Below are 20,878 nucleotides of genomic sequence, written 5' to 3' on the forward strand. Positions count from 1 at the left end.
TAAGAAAGGACTTCATGAAACGTCTGCTGCTAACTGCGGTTCTCACCGTATTGATGATCGCCGAAGTTCACGCCGAGTCCTTCACCATCTCCGATATTCGCGTCAACGGCCTCCAGCGGGTTTCCGCGGGTAGCGTCTTTGGTGCCTTGCCGTTGAACGTCGGGGAACAGGCTGATGACCGTCGCCTGGTGGAATCCACTCGTGCGCTGTTCAAAACCGGGTTCTTTCAAGATATCCAACTGGGTCGCGAAGGCAACGTCCTGGTCATCACCGTCGTCGAGCGACCTTCCGTCGCCAGTATCGAGATCGAGGGTAACAAGGCGATCTCCACTGAAGACCTGATGAAGGGCCTCAAGCAATCCGGCCTGGCCGAGGGCGAGATCTTCCAGCGCGCCACCCTTGAGGGTGTGCGTAACGAACTGCAACGCCAGTACGTTGCCCAGGGCCGCTACTCCGCGACCGTGGAAACGGAAGTGGTTCCGCAGCCTCGTAACCGTGTCGGCCTCAAGGTCAACATCAACGAAGGCACCGTGGCGGCCATTCAGCACATCAACGTGGTGGGCAACACCAAGTTCGCTGATGAAGACCTGATTGGCCTGTTCGAGCTCAAGACCACCAACTGGTTGTCGTTCTTCAAGAACGACGACAAGTACGCCCGTGAAAAACTTTCCGGTGACCTGGAGCGTCTGCGTTCCTACTACCTGGACCGTGGCTATATCAACATGGATATCGCTTCGACCCAGGTGTCCATCACCCCTGACAAGAAGCACGTGTACATCACCGTCAACGTCAACGAGGGTGAGAAGTACAAGGTCCGCGACGTCAAACTCAGCGGCGACTTGAAAGTGCCTGAAGACCAGGTCAAGTCCCTGCTGCTGGTGCAGAAAGACCAGGTGTTCTCGCGCAAGCTGATGACCACTACGTCCGAACTGATCACCCGTCGCCTGGGTAACGAAGGCTATACCTTCGCCAACGTCAACGGCGTGCCGACCCCGCATGATGATGACCACACCGTGGACATCACCTTTGTGGTCGACCCAGGCAAGCGTGCCTATGTGAACCGCATCAACTTCCGTGGCAACACCAAGTCTGCGGACGAAGTGCTGCGTCGTGAAATGCGTCAGATGGAAGGTGGCTGGGCGTCTACTTACCTGATCGACCAGTCCAAGACCCGTCTTGAGCGCTTGGGCTTCTTCAAGGAAGTCAACGTCGAAACCCCGGCCGTACCGGGCGTGGACGATCAGGTTGACGTGAACTACGCCGTCGAAGAGCAAGCCTCTGGCTCGATCACCGCCAGCGTCGGTTTCGCACAGAGTGCCGGCCTGATCCTCGGTGGTTCGATCACCCAGAACAACTTCCTCGGTACCGGTAACAAGGTTTCCATCGGCCTGACCCGCAGCCAATACCAGAGCCGCTATAACTTCGGTTATGTCGACCCCTACTGGACCGCTGACGGTGTGAGCCTGGGCTACAACGCCTTCTATCGCACTACCGACTACAAAGACCTCGACGTTAACGTTGCGAGCTATGCGATCGACAGCCTGGGTGCGGGCGTCAACATCGGTTACCCGATCAGTGAGACCTCGCGTCTGACCTTCGGCCTGACCGCGCAACAGGATAAGATCAAGACCGGTGTGTACACCGTGGATGAGATCTTCGACTTCACCCGACGTGAAGGCGACCAGTTCCTGAACTTCAAGGCGTCTGCCGGCTGGTCCGAGTCGACCCTGAACAAAGGCGTACTGGCCACCCGTGGTCACTCCCAGAGCCTGACCCTGGAAGCCACCACGCCGGGCAGCGACCTGTCGTTCTTCAAGCTCGACTACCGTGGCCAGTTGTTCCAACCGCTGAGCGACAACTACACCATGCGCCTGCACACTGAGCTGGGCTATGGTGACGGTTATGGTTCGACCAGCGGCTTGCCGTTCTACGAGAACTACTATGCGGGTGGTTTCAACTCCGTCCGCGGCTTCAAGGACAGCACCTTGGGACCTCGTGGTACCCCTAGCCGTGGCGCTGGCGTGACGGGTAACACCGGAACCGTGGCGGACACGGACACTAGCGCGCTGCCATTCGGTGGTAACGTGCTGATCCAGGGCGGTGCGGAGATCCTTTTCCCACTGCCGTTCGTGAAAGATCAGCGGTCCCTGCGTACTTCGGTTTTCTGGGATGTGGGTAACGTATTCGACTCCAAGTGCGATCAGGTCACTAACCCGACTGGCGTGAAGTCCAATACTCAGTGTAACGAAGTAAGCCTCAGCAACCTGGCGAGCTCCGTAGGTGTTGGCGTGACGTGGGTGACTGCGCTCGGTCCGTTGAGCTTTGCTCTGGCCATGCCGATCAAGAAACCGGATAACGCTGAAACCCAGATTTTCCAATTCTCCCTCGGCCAGACGTTCTAAGCGTCTGACCCAAGATAACGACAACGGATTCTGTAGGAGTACATCGTGCGTAAGTTGACTCAATTGGTTCTGCTGGCAACTGTGCTGGTAACCACCCCGGCCTTCGCCGAGATGAAAATCGCCGTCCTGAACTATCAGATGGCCCTGCTGGAGTCCGATGCGGCCAAGAAGTACGCGGTGGATGCCGAGAAGAAATTTGGTCCGCAACTGACCAAGCTCAAAACGTTGGAAAGCAGTGCCAAGGGCATCCAGGATCGTCTGGTAGCCGGCGGCGACAAGATGCAGCAAGGCGAGCGCGAGCGCCTGGAGCTTGAATTCAAGCAAAAGGCCCGTGACTACCAGTTCCAGTCCAAGGAGCTGAACGAAGCCAAGGCTGTTGCTGACCGCGAAATGCTCAAGCAGCTCAAGCCGAAACTCGACAGCGCTGTGGAAGAAGTCATCAAGAAAGGTGCCTTTGACCTGGTGTTCGAGCGCGGCGCCGTGATTGACGTCAAGCCTCAATACGACATCACCCGCCAGGTGATCGAGCGCATGAACCAGCTGAAGTAAGCCATGACCGCGATTATCAAGCTCGGCGAGTTGGCCGAGTTCCTGGGAGCCACCTTGCGTGGTTCCCCGGAGAAAGAAATCACTGGGCTAGCCACCTTGCAGGAGGCTGGCCCATCTCAGTTGAGCTTCCTCGCAAATCCCCAATACCGTAAATACCTGGCCGACAGCCAAGCCGCAGCCCTGCTGCTGAAGGCTGCCGACGCCGAGGGTTACGCCGGGGATGCGCTGGTGGTGCCTGATCCGTACCTCGCCTACGCGCGGGTATCCCACCTGTTCGATCCGAAACCCAAGGCAGCTGGAGGAATCCATCCGTCGGCGGTCATCGCCGATGATGCCCAGGTTGACCCTGCGGCGAGCATTGGCGCTTTTGCCGTGATCGAAAGTGGCGCGCGCATTGCCGCCGGCGTCACCCTAGGCGCTCACTGCTTTGTTGGTGCGCGCTGTGAAATCGGTGCCGATGGCTGGCTGGCGCCTCGTGTGACCCTGTACCACGACGTGCGTATCGGGCAGCGCGTGGTCATTCAGTCGGGCGCGGTGATTGGTGGGGAAGGCTTCGGTTTTGCCAATTCGAAAGGTGTCTGGCACAAGATTGCCCAGGTCGGCGGCGTATTGATCGGCGACGATGTGGAAATCGGCGTCAATACCGCTGTTGATCGCGGGGCTTTGGCCGATACCGTGATCGGTAATGGCGTGAAGCTCGATAACCAGATCCAGATTGCCCACAACGTACAGATTGGCGATCACACCGCCATGGCGGCCTGCGTAGGCATATCCGGCAGCACCAAGATCGGCAAGCATTGCATGCTCGCCGGTGGCGTAGGGCTGGTGGGCCATATCGATATTTGCGACAACGTCTTCATCACTGGCATGACCATGGTCACCCACTCGATTACCGAGCCTGGTGCCTATTCTTCCGGTACCGCCATGCAGCCTGCGGCTGAATGGCGCAAGAGTGCGGCGCGTTTGAGACACATCGACGACATGGCTCGACGTCTCAAGCAGCTGGAAAAGCGTGTTGGGGACGTGACCCCTGGCGGTAATGCTTCATCAGAAGGCTGATACCATTTCCATATCAAGTGTGCACAGCCGCTAGACTGCCTCCTTGATTTGCTAGCGGGGCGTGCGTTTAGTCGCCCGCCCCCAATCTTTATTACAGGCTTCCCCCCGAAATGATGGACATCAACGAGATTCGCGAATACCTGCCTCACCGTTACCCGTTCCTGCTGGTGGATCGTGTAGTGGACCTGAATGTTGAGGAAAAGCGCATTCGTGCCTACAAGAATGTCAGCATCAACGAACCGTTCTTCAATGGCCACTTTCCCGCGCATCCCATCATGCCGGGCGTGTTGATCATCGAAGCAATGGCCCAGGCTGCCGGTATCCTTGGTTTCAAAATGCTCGACCTCAAGCCTGCCGACGGCACGCTTTACTATTTCGTGGGCTCCGACAAGTTGCGTTTCCGCAACCCGGTCACCCCGGGTGACCAGTTGATCCTGGAAGCCAAGTTCATCAGTTGTAAGCGCCAGATCTGGAAGTTCGAATGCCAGGCCTCGGTGGATGGCAAGCCAGTGTGCTCCGCCGAAATCATCTGCGCGGAACGCAAACTATGAGTTTGATTGACCCTCGCGCAATCATCGATCCGTCGGCCGTACTGGCCGCCGACGTTGAGGTCGGCCCTTGGTCGATCGTCGGCGCAGGTGTGGAAATCGGCGAGGGGACTGTCATCGGGCCGCACGTGATCCTCAAGGGACCGACCCGCATTGGCAAACACAATCGCATCTACCAGTTTTCCTCGGTAGGTGAAGACACCCCCGACATGAAGTACAAGGGTGAAGAAACACGCTTGGTAATCGGTGATCACAACATCATTCGTGAAGGCGTGACCATTCACCGTGGCACCGTGCAGGACCGTGCCGAGACCACGCTGGGTGATCACAACCTGGTCATGGCCTACGCGCACATCGGCCATGACAGCGTGATCGGCAACCACTGTATCCTGGTCAACAACACCGCGTTGGCAGGCCATGTACACGTTGACGATTGGGCGATCCTGTCCGGTTTCACCCTGGTGCATCAGTACTGCCACATCGGCGCCCATAGTTTTTCCGGCATGGGCACTGCCATCGGTAAGGATGTCCCGGCGTTCGTCACGGTTTTCGGTAACCCTGCCGAAGCCCGCAGCATGAACTTCGAAGGCATGCGCCGTCGTGGTTTCAGCGAAGACGCGATCCACGCCCTGCGCCGCGCCTACAAGGTGGTTTACCGCCAGGGCCTGACGGTTGAGCAAGCGTTGACTGAACTGACCGAGCCGGCAGCATTGTTCCCGGAAGTCGCGGTGTTCCGTGACTCGGTCCAGGCGTCGACTCGCGGCATCACTCGCTGATCATGGCCAATCTGCGTATCGCATTGGTCGCCGGGGAAGCTTCCGGCGATATCCTGGGCGCGGGCCTGATGCGGGCGCTTAAGGCCCAGCATTCGGCGGTCGAGTTTATCGGTGTGGGTGGCCCGTTGATGCAGGCTGAAGGCCTCACGTCTTACTTCCCCATGGAACGCTTGTCGGTCATGGGGTTGGTGGAAGTGCTGGGTCGTCTGCGTGAGCTGCTGGCGCGGCGCAAGTTGCTGATTCAGACCCTGATCGAAGAAAAGCCCGACGTTTTCATCGGCATCGACGCGCCGGATTTCACCCTCAATATCGAACTCAGGTTGCGTCAGGCTGGGATCAAGACCGTGCATTACGTCAGCCCGTCGGTCTGGGCGTGGCGGCAGAAGCGCGTGCTGAAGATCCGCGAAGGTTGCGACCTGATGCTGACCTTGCTGCCGTTCGAAGCCCGATTCTACGAAGAGAAGGGCGTGCCGGTGCGGTTTGTCGGGCACACGCTGGCCGACACTATCCCGCTGCACGCCGACCGCGCTGCGGCGCGTGCCGACCTGGGCTTGCCCGACGGCCCGCTTGTCGCGCTGATGCCAGGCAGTCGCGGTGGCGAAGTGGGTCGCCTTGGCGCATTGTTTTTTGACGCCGCCGAACGCCTGCAGGCCTTGAAGCCTGGCGTGCGCTTCGTACTGCCGTGTTCCAGCCCGCAACGTCGCGCACAAATCGAAACATTGCTGCAAGGGCGCAACCTGCCGTTGACCCTGCTCGATGGTCAGTCGCACCTGGCCCTGGCGGCTTGCGATGCGGTGCTGATCGCCTCGGGCACTGCGACCCTGGAGGCGTTGCTGTACAAGCGCCCGATGGTCGTGGCTTACCGCCTGGCGCCGCTGACCTTCTGGATTCTCAAGCGCATGGTTAAAAGCCCCTACATCTCCTTGCCCAACCTGCTGGCCGAGCGCCTGTTGGTGCCGGAATTGTTGCAGGACGATGCTACGCCCGAAGCCCTGGCGCAGACGCTACTCCCCTTGATCGACGGCGGCGAAGAGCAGACTCGCGGTTTTGACGCCATCCACCGCACCTTGCGCCGTGATGCGTCAAACCAGGCCGCCGATGCCGTGCTGACGTTGATCGGCCACAAACAGGACGCCCTATGACGACGCAAATGGGGCTGGATTTCAGCCTGGTCGCGCAAGCCCACGAACTGGTGGCCGGCGTGGATGAAGTCGGGCGCGGCCCGCTCTGTGGCGCGGTGGTCACGGCGGCGGTGATTCTTGACCCGAACCGTCCGATCCTCGGTCTCAACGACTCGAAAAAACTCACCGAAGCGCGTCGGGAAAAACTCTTCGACGAGATCTGTGAAAAAGCCCTGAGCTGGCATATCGCCCGGGCCGAAGTCGAAGAGATCGACGAACTGAATATCCTCCACGCCACCATGCTCGCCATGCAGCGCGCCGTCGAGGGCCTGCATATCACGCCGAAACTGGCGATGATCGACGGCAACCGCTGCCCGAAACTGGCGATGCCGGCTGAAGCGGTGGTCAAGGGCGATAGCAAGGTGCCTGCCATCGCGGCAGCCTCGATTCTGGCCAAGGTCAGCCGTGACCGTGAAATGGCCGCGTTCGAATTGATCTATCCGGGCTACGGCATCGCGGGCCATAAAGGCTACCCGACGCCCGTTCATCTGGAAGCGCTGGCCCGTCTTGGCCCGACGCCAATCCACCGTCGCTCGTTCGCCCCGGTGCGCCTGGCTTACGAACAGCGCGAGAGCCTCAGCGAGGTTTAGTCGCGAGGCTGATGTTTTTGCCCAGGCCCGGTACAATCCCGGGCCTTGTTGTTTCTACGTTTAAGACAGGATCACTATGCCGGCTTCATTCGTTCATCTACGCCTGCACACTGAGTACTCCCTGGTCGACGGCCTGGTACGGATCAAACCGCTGGTCAAAACCCTGGTGGGCATGAGCATGCCTGCGGTGGCGGTCACCGATCAGAACAACATGTGTTCCCTGGTCAAGTTCTACAAGAACGCCATGGGCGCTGGCATCAAGCCGATCTGCGGCGCCGACCTGTGGCTGTCGAACAAAGACCCGGATAACTCCCTGAGCCGCATCAGCCTGTTGGCGATGAACGGCGTCGGTTATCGCAACCTCACCGAACTGATTTCCCGTGGCTTCATTGATGGCCAGCGCAACGGCTCGGTGATCATCGAGCGCGAGTGGGTGGCCGAGGCCAGCGAGGGCGTGATCATGCTCTCTGCGGCTAAAGAGGGCGAGATCGGCGTCGCACTGCTGGGCGGCAACCCGCAGGAAGCCGAAGTGCTGGCCCGCGAGTGGATGGCGGTGTTCCCCGACCGCTTCTACCTGGAAGTCCAGCGCACCAACCGCCCCAACGATGAAGAACATCTGCACGCCGCCGTGGCCCTGGCCGACAAGCTGGGCGCGCCGCTGGTGGCGACCAACGATGTGCGCTTTATCAAGAAGGAAGATTTCGAAGCCCACGAAACCCGCGTGTGCATCGGTGAAGGCCGGGCCCTGGATGACCCGCGTCGCTCGAAAAACTACAGTGAAGAGCAGTACCTCAAAAGCGCCGAGGAAATGGCCGAGCTGTTCAGCGACCTACCCGAGGCCCTGGAAAACTCCGTCGAAATCGCCAAGCGCTGCAATATCGAAGTGAAGCTGGGCAAGCACTTCCTGCCCAACTTCCCGATTCCCGATGGCATGACCATCGATGAGTATTTCCGCAAGGTGTCGTTCGATGGCCTGGAGGATCGCCTCTCGGTCCTTATGCCCAAGGACACCACCGACGATTACGAAGCCAAGCGCCAGGTCTATATCGATCGGCTGAATTTCGAGCTGGATATCATCATCCAGATGGGGTTCCCCGGTTACTTCCTGATCGTGATGGACTTTATCCAGTGGGCCAAGAGCAACGGCGTACCGGTCGGTCCTGGCCGGGGGTCGGGTGCCGGCTCGTTGGTCGCGTATGTGCAGAAGATTACCGACCTCGACCCGTTGGAATATGACCTGCTGTTCGAACGGTTCCTTAACCCGGAACGGGTTTCCATGCCCGACTTCGACGTCGACTTCTGCATGGACGGTCGCGACCGCGTGATCGAGTACGTGGCCGATAAGTACGGTCGCAACGCCGTGAGCCAGATCATCACGTTCGGCTCCATGGCGGCCAAGGCGGTTATCCGCGACGTCGCGCGGGTGCAGGGCAAGTCCTACGGCCTGGCGGATCGCCTGTCGAAGATGATCCCGTTCGAAGTCGGCATGACCCTGGAAAAAGCCTACGAGCAGGAAGAAATCCTGCGCGACTTCATCAAGGTCGATGAAGAAGCCGCCGAAATCTGGGATATGGCGCGCAAGCTCGAAGGCGTGGTGCGTAACGTCGGTAAACACGCCGGTGGCGTTGTGATCGCGCCGACCAAGCTCACCGACTTTTCGCCGATCTATTGCGACGAAGAAGGCGGCGGCCTGGTGACCCAGTTCGACAAGGACGACGTGGAGGCGGCCGGCCTGGTGAAGTTCGACTTCCTCGGCCTGCGGACGCTGACGATCATCGACTGGGCGCTCAAGACGATTAACCGCGAACGCGCCAAGGTCAATGAAGAACCTCTGGATATCGCGTTTATCCCGCTGGACGACAAACCGACCTACAGCCTGCTGCAAAAAGCCGAAACCACCGCCGTGTTCCAGCTTGAGTCGCGCGGCATGAAAGAGCTGATCAAAAAGCTCAAGCCCGACTGTCTGGAAGACTTGATCGCACTGGTGGCCCTGTTCCGTCCGGGCCCGCTGCAATCGGGCATGGTGGATGACTTTATCAACCGTAAGCACGGTCGCGCCGAACTGGCCTACCCGCACTCGGACTACCAGTACGAAGGCCTCAAACCGGTACTGGCACCGACTTACGGCATCATCTTGTATCAGGAACAGGTGATGCAGATTGCCCAGGTCATGGCCGGATACACCCTCGGTGGTGCGGACATGCTGCGTCGCGCCATGGGTAAGAAAAAGCCCGAGGAAATGGCCAAGCAGCGCGGCGGTTTCATCGAGGGTTGTGCCACCAACAATATCGACGCCGACCTCGCCGGTAACATTTTCGACCTGGTGGAAAAATTCGCCGGTTACGGCTTCAACAAATCCCACTCCGCCGCCTACGGCCTGGTTTCATACCAGACCGCTTGGCTGAAGGCCCACTACCCGGCGCCGTTCATGGCTGCGGTACTCTCGGCGGATATGCACAACACCGACAAGGTCGTGACCTTGATCGAGGAAGTGCGCACCATGAAGCTGCGCCTCGACGCGCCGGACGTGAACGCCTCGGAGTTCAAGTTCACCGTGAACGACGAAGGCCGCATCATTTATGGCCTGGGCGCGATCAAGGGCGTGGGCGAGGGGCCGGTGGAAGCAATCACCGAAGCGCGCCAAAACGGCCCATTCAAAGACCTGTTCGACTTCTGTGCACGGGTCGACCTCAAACGCATCAACAAACGTACCCTCGATGGCCTGATCCGCAGCGGTGCCCTGGACCGTCTCGGCCCGTATTTCCATGATGAACCGAAGGCCTACCAGGCGAATATCGATCGCAATCGGGCGGTGCTGCTGACCGCCATGGAAGAAGCGATCAAGGCCGCTGAACAGACCGCCCGCACCCACGACAGCGGCCACGCCGACCTGTTTGGCGGGTTGTTCGTCGAGGAAGACGCGGATGTGTACGCCAACCATCGCAAGGCCAAGGAGCTGACCCTCAAGGAACGCCTCAAAGGTGAGAAAGACACCCTGGGCCTGTACCTGACCGGTCACCCGATTGACGAATACGAAGGCGAAATCCGTCGCTTCGCCCGTCAGCGCATCATCGACCTGAAACCGGCACGCGACACCCAGACCGTCGCCGGCATGATCATCGCCCTGCGGGTGATGAAAAATAAGAAGGGCGACAAAATGGGCTTTATCACCCTTGATGACCGCTCTGGCCGGATCGAGGCGTCGCTGTTTGCCGACGCGTTCCATTCCGCCCAGTCGCTGTTGCAGACCGACGCCATGGTCGTGGTGGAAGGCGAGGTCAGTAACGACGACTTCTCCGGTGGCCTGCGCCTACGGATCAAGCGGGTGATGAGCATGGAAGATGCGCGCACCAACCTCGCCGAAAGCCTGCGTTTGAAGGTCAAGACCGAGGCGCTCAAGGGCGATCAGCTACGCTGGCTGGGCGACTTGCTCAAACGCCACCGTGGTGCTTGCCCGGTGACCATGGAATACACCGGTAACGACGCCAAGGCCATGCTGCAGTTCGGCGAGACCTGGCGAATTGATCCCGCTGATGGCTTGATTCAAGCATTGCGTGACCAGTTCGGTCGTGACAACGTCTTCCTCCAATACCGTTGACGATCAGGTGGTTGCAAATCGCCTGATCTCGACCAAACATTTAATCTCGACCTAGACGCGCCTCTCCCTTAAGGTAGGGCGCGAACAGACAACCGGCTGGCCAGGCACTCCTTGGCCGTCGACCCAAGACGGACGCTTATGAACCCGAATTTTCTTGATTTCGAACAGCCGATCGCTGACCTGCAAGCCAAGATCGAAGAACTGCGCCTGGTCGGCAATGACAATTCGCTGAATATCGGCGATGAGATCGCTCGCCTGCAAGACAAGAGCAGCACGCTCACCGAAGACATCTTCGGCAAGCTGACCAGTTGGCAGATCGCGCGCCTGGCCCGCCACCCGCGCCGTCCGTACACCCTGGACTACATTCAGCACATCTTCACCGAGTTCGACGAGTTGCACGGCGACCGTCACTTCTCCGACGACGCGGCCATCGTGGGCGGTATCGCTCGCCTGGACGACCAGCCGGTGATGGTGATCGGTCACCAGAAAGGCCGTGAAGTACGCGAAAAAGTTCGCCGTAACTTCGGCATGCCGCGTCCGGAAGGCTACCGCAAGGCCTGCCGCCTGATGGAAATGGCCGAGCGCTTCAAGATGCCGATCCTGACGTTCATCGACACCCCGGGGGCCTACCCAGGTATCGACGCCGAAGAGCGTAACCAGAGCGAAGCGATCGCCTGGAACCTGCGCGTTATGTCCCGCCTGAAAACCCCGATCATCGCCACCGTGATTGGTGAGGGTGGTTCCGGCGGTGCGTTGGCCATTGGTGTCTGCGACCAACTGAACATGCTGCAATATTCGACCTATGCGGTGATCTCGCCGGAAGGTTGCGCCTCGATCCTGTGGAAAACCGCCGAGAAAGCGCCGGACGCTGCCGAAGCGATGGGTATCACGGCCGATCGCCTCAAGGGCCTGGGTATCGTTGATAAAGTCATCGCCGAGCCATTGGGCGGCGCCCACCGCGACCCGGCAGCCGCTGCTGCGAGCATCCGTGCCGAACTGGGTTCGCAACTGGCGATGCTCAAGAAGCTGGATAACGAAGCGCTGTTGGCCCGTCGTTACGAACGCCTGATGAGCTACGGTCTCTAAGTCGCAGCAGTAAAAAATGTGGGAGGGGGCTTGCTCCCGATTGCTGAGTGTCAGTCAATGCATCGGGTGACTGGCCCGCCGCTATCGGGAGCAAGCCCCTCCCACATTTGCTTTGTGTATGCTTGGCCAACGTATTCCAGGTTTGCGGCGGTAACATCTGATGAAACCATTACTGCCCGCCAAAATCCTGCAATCCCTGGCCCCCTGGCGCGACGCCTCGGCCTGGCATATCGCTTTTTCCGGCGGGCTTGATTCCACTGTCCTGCTGCACCTTCTGGCGACGCTGGCCAAAACTGAAAAAATTCCTACGCTTGGCGCGGTTCATGTCCACCATGGCCTGCAGGCGGCGGCTGATAGCTGGCCGAGTCATTGCCAGTCGGTTTGTGACGCCCTTGGGGTCCCCTTGCGAGTCATGCGCGTGCAGGTGCGGGCCGGTGCAAGCCTGGAACGCGCGGCTCGCGACGCGCGCTATCAGGCGTTCAGTGAAGTGGTCGGGGCAGGGGCGGCGTTGCTCACCGGCCAGCACCGCGACGATCAGGCCGAAACCCTGCTGTTTCGTCTGCTGCGCGGCGCGGGGGTGCAAGGGTTGGCGGCGATGCCGATGCAGCGGCCGCTGGCGGGCGGTCATCTGCTGCGGCCGTTGCTGGGCAGTTCACGTGCCGAGCTGCAGGTCTACGCCCAGGCGCACGAGTTGACGTGGATCGAAGACCCTTCCAACGCCGACCCACGCTTCTCCCGCAATTACCTGCGTCATCGTGTATTCCCGCGGCTGACCGAGCGCTGGCCGCAGGCCATTGCGAGCCTCGCCCGTGCCGCTGAGCATTTGAGCGAAGCCCAAGGCCTGTTGGACGAGTTGGCGGGTATCGACCTGCAAGCCGCCGACCAGCCTTCGCCTTTTCCGTGGCTGCCCTTGCCGTCATTGGCCCTGGCGCCGTTGTGTGAGCTTTCCGACGCGCGGCAACGCAACGCCCTGCGCCATTGGCTGAACCCGCTGACGCGCTTACCCGACAGTGACCACTGGGCCGGCTGGCATTCCCTGCGCGACGCCAAGCTCGATGCGCAACCCCTGTGGCGCCTTGCCGACGGCGATCTGCATCGTTGCGGCGAGCGTATCTGGTGGCTGCCCTCCAGTTGGTCGGAGTTTTCCGACGCATCGGTGAGCTGGGCGCAGCCGCAAAACCCACTAGAGTTACCGGGCAACGGCCAACTCCGATTGATCGGCCAGGTGCCCGACGGTGTGCTGCAGGTTCGCTATCGCCAAGGCGGCGAAATCATCGACATCCCGGGTCGCGGTCGGCGTGATTTGAAGCGCCTGCTCAACGAAAGTAGGCTGCCGGGCTTTATCCGTGGCAGATTGCCGCTGCTGTATCGGGGCGGGCAATTGCTGGCTGCGCCCAGCCTTGCAGGGCTTTGGAATGCGCCGAATGACGGCTGGGAATTACATTGGATGCCACAGACCTGCGATCAAGGTTTGAGCTGATAGCGCCTTTCCGGTAGACTACGCTCCCTTCTTGATACAACTTCTGTGGATTCGCCTGAATCGCAGCAGTTGCCGATTACCAAGCAGTCTTTGCTGGGCGATTCCAAAAAATGTGTAGCGATCAACGTACCGGTGTTTCATTGCTGGTCTGTCACCACGCGGCGGTTTTTTTGAAAGGTGCACTGTGATTAATGCAGGTGATCGGGGGCTTCGGCCTTCCTTCGCTTTCCCCGGCGGCTCGGACCGCTTTAACGCAGACTTCTAGGGTTTTTCATGACGCGCTACATATTCGTCACGGGCGGTGTTGTTTCTTCATTGGGGAAAGGCATTGCCTCCGCTTCATTGGCGGCCATCCTGGAGGCGCGGGGACTTAAGGTCACCATGCTCAAGCTGGACCCGTACATCAACGTTGACCCGGGCACCATGAGCCCGTTCCAGCACGGTGAAGTGTTCGTCACACACGACGGCGCAGAGACCGACCTGGACCTGGGCCACTACGAGCGGTTCATCCGCACGACCATGACCCAGAACAACAACTTCACTACCGGCCGTGTCTACGAACACGTGCTGCGCAAGGAGCGCCGTGGTGACTACCTGGGTGCAACCATCCAGGTGATTCCGCACATCACCGACGAAATCAAGCGCCGCATCATCAAGGGTGCAGGCGATGCCGACGTGGCGATGGTCGAGATCGGTGGCACCGTGGGTGACATCGAATCCCAACCGTTCCTCGAAGCCATCCGCCAGTTGCGTTTCGAAGTCGGCGCCAAGCGCGCGATGCTGATGCACCTGACACTGGTGCCTTACATCGCCACTGCCGGCGAAACCAAAACCAAGCCAACCCAGCACTCGGTCAAGGAACTGCGCTCCATCGGCCTGCAGCCGGACGTGCTGGTGTGCCGTTCCGATCACCCGATCGATATTTCCTCGCGTCGCAAGATCGCGCAGTTCACCAACGTTGAAGAACGTGCGGTGATTGCCCTGGAAGACGCCGACACCATCTACAAGATCCCTGGCATCCTGCATTCCCAGGGCCTGGATGATTTTGTGGTCGAGCGTTTCGGCCTGCAATGCGGCGGCGCGGATCTGTCCGAGTGGGAAGCCGTGGTCGACGCCAAGCTCAACCCTGAGCACGAAGTCACCATCGCCATGGTCGGCAAGTACATGGAGCTGCTGGATGCGTACAAGTCGCTGATCGAAGCGATGAGCCACGCCGGTATCAGCAACCGTACCAAGGTCAACCTGCGCTATATCGATTCCGAAGACATCGAGAACCAAGGCACCGCCCTGCTCGAGGGCGTTGACGCGATCCTCGTTCCAGGCGGTTTCGGCCTGCGTGGCGTGGAAGGCAAGATCACCGCCGTCCAGTACGCTCGTGAACACAAGGTGCCATACCTGGGGATCTGCCTGGGCATGCAAGTGGCCGTTATCGAGTTCGCCCGTAACGTGCTGGGCTGGAAAGACGCCAACTCCACCGAGTTCGATCATTCCAGCGGCCATCCGGTCGTAGGCCTGATCACCGAGTGGGAAGACGCCACCGGCGCCGTTGAAACCCGTACCGAATCGTCCGACATGGGTGGCACCATGCGCCTCGGCGCGCAAGACTGCCTGCTGGAGACGGGTTCGCTGGTTCACGACTGCTACGGCAAGGACGTGATCGTTGAGCGTCACCGTCACCGCTACGAAGTGAACAACAACCTGCTGCCGCAGATCAAAGCAGCCGGCCTTAAAGTCTCCGGCCGCTCGGGCGATGGCAAGTTGGTCGAAGTGGTCGAGGCGCCGGATCATCCGTGGTTCGTGGCGTGCCAGTTCCACCCTGAATTCACCTCGACGCCGCGCGACGGTCACCCGTTGTTCAGCGGTTTCGTTAAAGCAGCACTGACGCAACATCAGAAGAAGGCGTGAACCTGATGGCCCAGAAGATCATTCGCGTAGGCGACATCGAGATTGCCAACGACAAGCCAATGGTGCTGTTCGGCGGCATGAACGTGCTGGAAAGCCGCGACATGGCGATGCAGGTCTGTGAAGAGTACGTGAAGGTTACCCAGAAACTGGGTATCCCTTATGTGTTCAAGGCCAGCTTCGACAAGGCCAACCGTTCGTCTGTGACGTCCTATCGCGGCCCGGGCCTTGAAGAAGGCATGCGGATCTTCCAGGACATCAAGCAAGCCTTCGGCGTGCCGATCATCACCGACGTCCATGAGCCTGAACAGGCTGCCGTGGTCGCCGAGGTATGCGACATCATCCAGTTGCCGGCCTTCCTGTCGCGCCAGACCGACCTCGTGGTCGCCATGGCCAAGACCGGCGCGGTGATCAATATCAAGAAAGCCCAGTTCCTCGCGCCCCAGGAAATGAAACACATCCTGAACAAGTGCGTGGAAGCGGGTAACGACCAGTTGATCCTCTGCGAGCGCGGTTCGAGCTTCGGCTACAACAACCTCGTGGTGGACATGCTCGGTTTCGGCATCATGAAACAGTTCGAATACCCGGTGTTCTTCGACGTGACCCACGCGCTGCAAATGCCGGGTGGTCGCGCCGATTCCGCTGGCGGGCGTCGTGCCCAGGTCTTGGACCTGGCCAAGGCGGGCGTCAGCCAGTCCCTGGCCGGCCTGTTCCTGGAAGCCCACCCGGACCCGGACAACGCCAAATGCGACGGTCCTTGCGCCCTGCGCCTGGACAAACTGGAGCCATTCCTGGCCCAGCTCAAGCAATTGGACGAACTGGTCAAGAGTTTTCCGACGGTAGAGACCGCGTAAGCGCCATTTCTCCGGTAAAGTATCCCACGCTAAATGCTCAGGCCCTGGGGCCTGAGCCTTGTCGTCTGCAAGTCTGCCCCGTTGTTCCCCCCCTTGCGGTCGATCAAAAGTTTTCCTTCAGCTGCGTCGTTTTCGTCAACTTTGGAGTGTTTACAACAATGGCAAAAATCGTCGACATCAAAGGTCGTGAAGTTCTCGACTCCCGTGGCAACCCCACCGTCGAAGCCGACGTGCTTCTCGATAACGGCATCATCGGCAGTGCCTGCGCGCCGTCCGGTGCTTCCACAGGTTCGCGCGAAGCGCTGGAACTGCGTGATGGCGACAAGAGCCGTTACCTGGGCAAGGGTGTCCTCAAGGCGGTAGCCAACATCAACGGTCCGATTCGTGACCTGTTGCTGGGCAAAGACCCGCTGGACCAGAAAGCCCTGGACCACGCGATGATCAAGCTCGACGGCACTGAAAACAAAGGCAGCCTGGGCGCCAACGCCATCCTCGCCGTGTCCCTGGCTGCCGCCAAGGCCGCCGCCCAGGACCAGGACCTGCCGCTGTACGCCCACATCGCCAACCTCAACGGCACGCCGGGTGTGTACTCGATGCCGGTACCGATGATGAACATCATCAACGGTGGCGAACACGCCGATAACAACGTCGACATCCAGGAATTCATGGTGCAGCCGGTTGGCGCCAAGACCTTCTCCGAAGGCCTGCGCATGGGCACCGAGATTTTCCATCACCTCAAGGCTGTCCTGAAGGCCCGTGGCCTGAGCACTGCCGTGGGTGACGAAGGTGGCTTCGCGCCGAACCTGGCGTCCAACGAAGATGCACTGAAAGTGATCTCCGAAGCCGTGGCCAACGCCGGCTACACCCTGGGCACCGACGTGACCCTGGCCCTGGACTGCGCTGCCAGCGAATTCTACGAAGACGGTAAGTACAACCTGTCCGGCGAAGGCCAGGTGTTCAACTCCGAAGGGTTTGCCGAGTACCTCAAAGGTCTGACCCAGCGCTACCCGATCATCTCGATCGAAGACGGCCTGGACGAGTCCGACTGGGACGGCTGGAAAATCCTTACCGATAAGCTCGGCGAAAAAGTCCAACTGGTTGGCGACGACCTGTTCGTGACCAACACCAAGATCCTGAAAGAAGGCATCGACAAGAAGATCGCCAACTCGATCCTGATCAAGTTCAACCAGATCGGCACCCTGACCGAAACCCTGGAAGCCATCCAGATGGCCAAGGCTGCGGGCTACACCGCCGTGATCTCGCACCGCTCCGGTGAAACCGAAGACTCGACCATTGCCGACCTGGCCGTGGGCACGTCGGCGGGCCAGATCAAGACCGGCTCGCTGTGCCGTTCCGATCGCGTATCCAAGTACAACCAATTGCTGCGTATCGAAGAGCAACTGGGGGGTAAAGCCAAGTACAACGGTCGCGGCGAGTTTCGCGGCTGATCAGTAAATGGTAAAAAGTCGGCGGGTTGTGTCGGAAAAATCACGAGAATGTGAAATTCGACGCTAATCTGATGGCGATCAAGCACAAGCCTGGGTCTTCCAGGCTTCGTGCTATCAGTTACTTTAAAAGTTCTGCATGGCTGTCTTTTTTCACTGGATACCCGATATTCGATGCGCAGTCCCAACTGGTTGTTCCTCGTCTTGCTCTTGTTGCTGGCTGGCCTGCAGTACCGCCTATGGGTGGGTAATGGCAGCTTTGCGCAGGTAGAAGACCTGACCCAGCAAATTGCTGACCAGCACGCCGAAAACGAACGCCTGCTGGAGCGCAATCGTGTCCTCGATGCCGAGGTGCTTGAGCTGAAAAAAGGTACGGAGACCGTCGAAGAGCGGGCTCGTCATGAATTGGGCATGGTCAAGGAGGGCGAAACCCTCTACCAGTTGGCCCAATGAATCACTGTTTGCCGGCCTTCTGGGCCGTGATTCCTGCCGCGGGCGTCGGTGCCCGTATGGCTGCAGACCGTCCCAAGCAATACTTGCAACTGGGCGGGCGCACTGTTCTCGAACACAGCCTTGGCTGTTTTCTCGACCACCCCTCGCTCAAGGGCCTGGTGGTCAGTCTTGCCGTTGATGACCCTTACTGGCCCAGCCTGGCGTGTGCCGCTGACTCGCGTATTCAGCGGGCGGACGGTGGTTTGGAGCGTTCGGGCTCGGTGCTCAATGCGCTGCTGCACCTCAATGCACTGGGCGCCAGCGATGATGACTGGGTGTTGGTACACGATGCCGCGCGGCCTAACCTGAGTCGTGATGACCTCGACAAGTTGCTCGCCGAACTCGCGGATGACCCCGTGGGTGGCTTGCTGGCCGTGCCGGCCCGCGACACCCTCAAGCGCGTCGACAAGCACGGGCGTGTGGTCGAAACCGTCGACCGCAGCCTGATCTGGCAAGCCTACACGCCGCAGATGTTCCGCCTGGGCGCGTTGCATCGCGCGTTGGCCGACAGCCTGGTGGCCGATGCGGTGATCACCGACGAAGCCTCGGCCATGGAATGGTCCGGCCAGGCGCCGCGTTTGATTGAGGGGCGCTCGGACAATATCAAGGTGACCCGGCCTGAGGATTTGGAGTGGCTGCGGTTGCGGTGGGCTAACCGGCGGTAGTCAGTTGCACCGAGTTGATGCTTTCGCGAGCAAGCCCGCTCCCACATTCGATCGCGTTTATCCTGTAGGAACACGGTCGAGTGTGGGAGGTGGCTTGCTCCCGATCGAGGTGGGTCTAAACACTGATTAATCAACGGCTGTACTCCGGCCGCTCGGCCAATCCCTCCTTCAAGAAATCCACCAGCTTCCTGACCTTCGGCGACAAATGCCGCTGCTGCGGATACAACGCCCACACCGCCGTATTCGGCGGCTGATGCGCCTCCAGCAACGACACCAACGCGCCACTGTGCAAATGCTCCAGCACGTAATAGTCCGGCAACTGGCACAAGCCCACCCCTTGTAACGCCGCGTCCAATACCGCTTGCCCACTGTTGCAGCGCCAGTTGCCTTGCACCCGTTGGGAAAATTCGCGCCCATCCTGGGCCAGTTGCCAGATGTCCGAGCTGCCGACCAGGCAGTTATGCCGACTCAATTCCGACAAGCTATGTGGCCGCCCATACCGCGCCAGGTAGGACGGCGACGCGCACAAGTACATGCGTCGCGGCGCCAGGCGGCTGGCGACCATGCGCGAGTCTTGCAGGCGCCCCAGGCGAATTGCCAGGTCGAGGCCTTCGTGGACCAAATCCAACTGGCGATTGCTCAGCTCGATATCCACCCGCAGTTGCGGGTAAAGCCCCATGAACCGCGTCACCAGTGGCACGATAAACCGCTCGCCATACGCCACGGCGCAGGTCATGCGCAGCATACCCTTGGGCTCGCTGGCGAGGTCGCCGACGGCGCGCAGGGCTTCTTCGCGGCCATCCTGCAGGCGCTGGCAGTGCTGTAGAAAGGTCTGGCCGGCTTCGGTCAGGGTCACTTTGCGCGTACTGCGATACAGCAAGCGTGTTTGCAGTCGCTCTTCCAGGCGTGCCACCTGTCGGCTGATGTGGGACGAAGACACCCCAAGGCGTTCCGCCGCCGCCGTGAATTGGCTGCATTCAGCGACGGCGACGAACTCATCGATGCCTTCCCAGCGGTTTTCCAGCATGGCGATTATCCCCGTACAGCAATAAAGTTTTGCTTTTGCCTGGATTATTAATCAGTCAGCCATGTTTTACACTCACCGCCTCAGTTTTTAACTCCCTGGAGAAACCCGGATGATCAAGTCCCGCGCGGCTGTAGCCTTCGAAGCCAAGAAGCCCCTTGAGATCGTAGAAGTGGATGTCGCCATGCCCAAGGCCGGCGAAGTGCTGTTGCGCGTGGTAGCGTCCGGCGTGTGCCATACCGACGCCTACACCTTGTCGGGCGCCGACCCGGAAGGCATCTTCCCGTCGATTCTCGGCCATGAAGGCGGTGCCGTGGTTGAAGCGATCGGCGAGGGCGTGACCTCGGTTGCCGTCGGCGACCATGTGATCCCGCTGTACACCCCGGAATGCGGCAAGTGCAAATTCTGTCTGTCGGGCAAGACCAACCTGTGCCAGGCCATTCGTGCCACCCAGGGGAAAGGCTTGATGCCGGACGGCACCACGCGTTTCTCCTACAAGGGTCAGCCGATTTTCCACTACATGGGCACCTCGACCTTTTCCGAGTACACCGTGCTGCCGGAAATTTCCGTGGCGAAGATTCCTAAAGACGCGCCGCTGGAAAAAGTCTGCCTGCTGGGATGTGGCGTCACCACCGGTATCGGTGCGGTGATCAACACCGCCAAGGTCAAGCCCGGCGACACCGTCGCCATCTTCGGCCTCGGCGGTATCGGCCTGTCGGCGGTGATCGGTGCGGTAAAAGCCAAGGCCGGTCGCATCATCGCCATCGACATCAACCCGGCCAAGTTCGAAATCGCCAAGCAACTGGGCGCCACCGACTGCATCAACCCGAAAGACTACGACCGCCCGATCCAGGACGTGATTGTCGATTTGACTGACGGCGGCGTGGACTTTTCCTTCGAGTGCATCGGCAACGTGCAACTGATGCGCGCCGCCCTTGAATGCTGTCACAAAGGCTGGGGCGAATCGGTGATCATCGGCGTTGCCGGTGCCGGCCAGGAAATTTCCACCCGTCCATTCCAACTGGTGACCGGCCGCGTCTGGCGCGGTTCGGCCTTCGGCGGCGTGCGTGGTCGGACTGAATTGCCCAGCTACGTGGAAATGGCCCAGAGCGGCGAGATCCCGTTGGACACCTTCATCACCCACACCATGGGCCTGGAAGACATCAACAAAGCGTTTGAGCTGATGCATGAAGGCAAGAGCATTCGTACCGTCATCCACTTCTGAGG

The 20,878-nt window shown here is 59.9% G+C and carries 17 protein-coding genes; 16 read left to right on the top strand and 1 reads right to left on the bottom strand.

Features of this window, described 5'->3' with window-relative positions:
- The first annotated feature begins 14 nt into the window (after positions 1 to 14).
- From bamA to ispD, 15 genes are all read left to right on the top strand, one after another.
- Positions 15 to 2,402, top strand: coding sequence for an outer membrane protein assembly factor BamA (gene bamA / locus P3S72_RS07660; protein ID WP_276196852.1), 2,388 nt, complete (start codon positions 15 to 17; stop codon positions 2,400 to 2,402).
- A gap of 45 nt (positions 2,403 to 2,447) precedes the next feature.
- A complete protein-coding gene (locus P3S72_RS07665; RefSeq protein WP_003172279.1) occupies positions 2,448 to 2,951 on the top strand; it encodes an OmpH family outer membrane protein in 504 nt (167 codons plus the stop codon).
- Positions 2,952 to 2,954: 3 nt separating this feature from the next.
- Positions 2,955 to 4,010, top strand: a complete 1,056-nt coding sequence (gene lpxD / locus P3S72_RS07670) for a UDP-3-O-(3-hydroxymyristoyl)glucosamine N-acyltransferase (protein ID WP_276196853.1) — start codon at positions 2,955 to 2,957, stop codon at positions 4,008 to 4,010.
- A gap of 110 nt (positions 4,011 to 4,120) precedes the next feature.
- Positions 4,121 to 4,561, top strand: coding sequence for a 3-hydroxyacyl-ACP dehydratase FabZ (gene fabZ / locus P3S72_RS07675; RefSeq protein WP_003172281.1), 441 nt, complete (start codon positions 4,121 to 4,123; stop codon positions 4,559 to 4,561).
- On the top strand, positions 4,558 to 5,334 hold the full coding sequence (gene lpxA, locus P3S72_RS07680; protein ID WP_247403883.1) for an acyl-ACP--UDP-N-acetylglucosamine O-acyltransferase: 777 nt from the start codon (positions 4,558 to 4,560) through the stop codon (positions 5,332 to 5,334). Before fabZ ends, lpxA begins: the two co-directional genes overlap by 4 nt.
- A gap of 2 nt (positions 5,335 to 5,336) precedes the next feature.
- On the top strand, positions 5,337 to 6,476 hold the full coding sequence (lpxB, locus tag P3S72_RS07685) for a lipid-A-disaccharide synthase (protein WP_276196854.1): 1,140 nt from the start codon (positions 5,337 to 5,339) through the stop codon (positions 6,474 to 6,476).
- Positions 6,473 to 7,105, top strand: a complete 633-nt coding sequence (gene rnhB, locus P3S72_RS07690) for a ribonuclease HII (RefSeq protein WP_017844751.1) — start codon at positions 6,473 to 6,475, stop codon at positions 7,103 to 7,105. Before lpxB ends, rnhB begins: the two co-directional genes overlap by 4 nt.
- 76 nt (positions 7,106 to 7,181) lie before the next feature.
- Positions 7,182 to 10,703 (top strand): DNA polymerase III subunit alpha, encoded by a 3,522-nt coding sequence (gene dnaE, locus P3S72_RS07695; protein WP_276196855.1) that lies wholly within the window; start codon positions 7,182 to 7,184, stop codon positions 10,701 to 10,703.
- A 138-nt stretch (positions 10,704 to 10,841) separates the two neighbouring features.
- Entirely contained in the window at positions 10,842 to 11,789 is a 948-nt protein-coding gene (locus tag P3S72_RS07700; RefSeq protein WP_276196856.1) for an acetyl-CoA carboxylase carboxyltransferase subunit alpha, read from the top strand.
- A 160-nt stretch (positions 11,790 to 11,949) separates the two neighbouring features.
- Positions 11,950 to 13,269, top strand: coding sequence for a tRNA lysidine(34) synthetase TilS (gene tilS / locus P3S72_RS07705; RefSeq protein ID WP_276196857.1), 1,320 nt, complete (start codon positions 11,950 to 11,952; stop codon positions 13,267 to 13,269).
- Positions 13,270 to 13,542: 273 nt separating this feature from the next.
- Positions 13,543 to 15,174 (top strand): CTP synthase, encoded by a 1,632-nt coding sequence (locus tag P3S72_RS07710; RefSeq protein ID WP_276196858.1) that lies wholly within the window; start codon positions 13,543 to 13,545, stop codon positions 15,172 to 15,174.
- A gap of 5 nt (positions 15,175 to 15,179) precedes the next feature.
- On the top strand, positions 15,180 to 16,025 hold the full coding sequence (gene kdsA / locus P3S72_RS07715) for a 3-deoxy-8-phosphooctulonate synthase (protein ID WP_276196859.1): 846 nt from the start codon (positions 15,180 to 15,182) through the stop codon (positions 16,023 to 16,025).
- Positions 16,026 to 16,183: 158 nt separating this feature from the next.
- On the top strand, positions 16,184 to 17,473 hold the full coding sequence (eno, locus tag P3S72_RS07720) for a phosphopyruvate hydratase (RefSeq protein ID WP_276196860.1): 1,290 nt from the start codon (positions 16,184 to 16,186) through the stop codon (positions 17,471 to 17,473).
- Positions 17,474 to 17,644: 171 nt separating this feature from the next.
- A complete protein-coding gene (gene ftsB / locus P3S72_RS07725; RefSeq protein WP_276196861.1) occupies positions 17,645 to 17,923 on the top strand; it encodes a cell division protein FtsB in 279 nt (92 codons plus the stop codon).
- A complete protein-coding gene (ispD, locus tag P3S72_RS07730; protein WP_276196862.1) occupies positions 17,920 to 18,627 on the top strand; it encodes a 2-C-methyl-D-erythritol 4-phosphate cytidylyltransferase in 708 nt (235 codons plus the stop codon). Before ftsB ends, ispD begins: the two co-directional genes overlap by 4 nt.
- 130 nt (positions 18,628 to 18,757) lie before the next feature.
- Here the strand turns inward: ispD and P3S72_RS07735 are convergent, their stop codons facing one another.
- Positions 18,758 to 19,654, bottom strand: coding sequence for a LysR substrate-binding domain-containing protein (locus P3S72_RS07735; RefSeq protein WP_247402482.1), 897 nt, complete (start codon positions 19,652 to 19,654; stop codon positions 18,758 to 18,760).
- A 109-nt stretch (positions 19,655 to 19,763) separates the two neighbouring features.
- Between P3S72_RS07735 and P3S72_RS07740 the strand changes: the two genes are divergently transcribed.
- Entirely contained in the window at positions 19,764 to 20,876 is a 1,113-nt protein-coding gene (locus P3S72_RS07740) for an S-(hydroxymethyl)glutathione dehydrogenase/class III alcohol dehydrogenase (RefSeq protein ID WP_247402481.1), read from the top strand.
- The last annotated feature ends 2 nt before the right edge of the window (positions 20,877 to 20,878 follow it).

This window comes from Pseudomonas sp. D3 (assembly GCF_029320995.1).
Taxonomy (GTDB): Bacteria; Pseudomonadota; Gammaproteobacteria; order Pseudomonadales; family Pseudomonadaceae; genus Aquipseudomonas; species Aquipseudomonas paraveronii.

Coding starts and splice junctions, on each gene's coding strand:
- bamA (WP_276196852.1), top strand. CDS start 15: ATGAAACGTCTGCTGCTAACTGCGGTTCTCACCGTATTGATGATCGCC.
- lpxD (WP_276196853.1), top strand. CDS start 2,955: ATGACCGCGATTATCAAGCTCGGCGAGTTGGCCGAGTTCCTGGGAGCC.
- fabZ (WP_003172281.1), top strand. CDS start 4,121: ATGATGGACATCAACGAGATTCGCGAATACCTGCCTCACCGTTACCCG.
- lpxA (WP_247403883.1), top strand. CDS start 4,558: ATGAGTTTGATTGACCCTCGCGCAATCATCGATCCGTCGGCCGTACTG.
- lpxB (WP_276196854.1), top strand. CDS start 5,337: ATGGCCAATCTGCGTATCGCATTGGTCGCCGGGGAAGCTTCCGGCGAT.
- rnhB (WP_017844751.1), top strand. CDS start 6,473: ATGACGACGCAAATGGGGCTGGATTTCAGCCTGGTCGCGCAAGCCCAC.
- dnaE (WP_276196855.1), top strand. CDS start 7,182: ATGCCGGCTTCATTCGTTCATCTACGCCTGCACACTGAGTACTCCCTG.
- P3S72_RS07700 (WP_276196856.1), top strand. CDS start 10,842: ATGAACCCGAATTTTCTTGATTTCGAACAGCCGATCGCTGACCTGCAA.
- tilS (WP_276196857.1), top strand. CDS start 11,950: ATGAAACCATTACTGCCCGCCAAAATCCTGCAATCCCTGGCCCCCTGG.
- P3S72_RS07710 (WP_276196858.1), top strand. CDS start 13,543: ATGACGCGCTACATATTCGTCACGGGCGGTGTTGTTTCTTCATTGGGG.
- kdsA (WP_276196859.1), top strand. CDS start 15,180: ATGGCCCAGAAGATCATTCGCGTAGGCGACATCGAGATTGCCAACGAC.
- eno (WP_276196860.1), top strand. CDS start 16,184: ATGGCAAAAATCGTCGACATCAAAGGTCGTGAAGTTCTCGACTCCCGT.
- ftsB (WP_276196861.1), top strand. CDS start 17,645: ATGCGCAGTCCCAACTGGTTGTTCCTCGTCTTGCTCTTGTTGCTGGCT.
- ispD (WP_276196862.1), top strand. CDS start 17,920: ATGAATCACTGTTTGCCGGCCTTCTGGGCCGTGATTCCTGCCGCGGGC.
- P3S72_RS07735 (WP_247402482.1), bottom strand. CDS start 19,654: ATGCTGGAAAACCGCTGGGAAGGCATCGATGAGTTCGTCGCCGTCGCT.
- P3S72_RS07740 (WP_247402481.1), top strand. CDS start 19,764: ATGATCAAGTCCCGCGCGGCTGTAGCCTTCGAAGCCAAGAAGCCCCTT.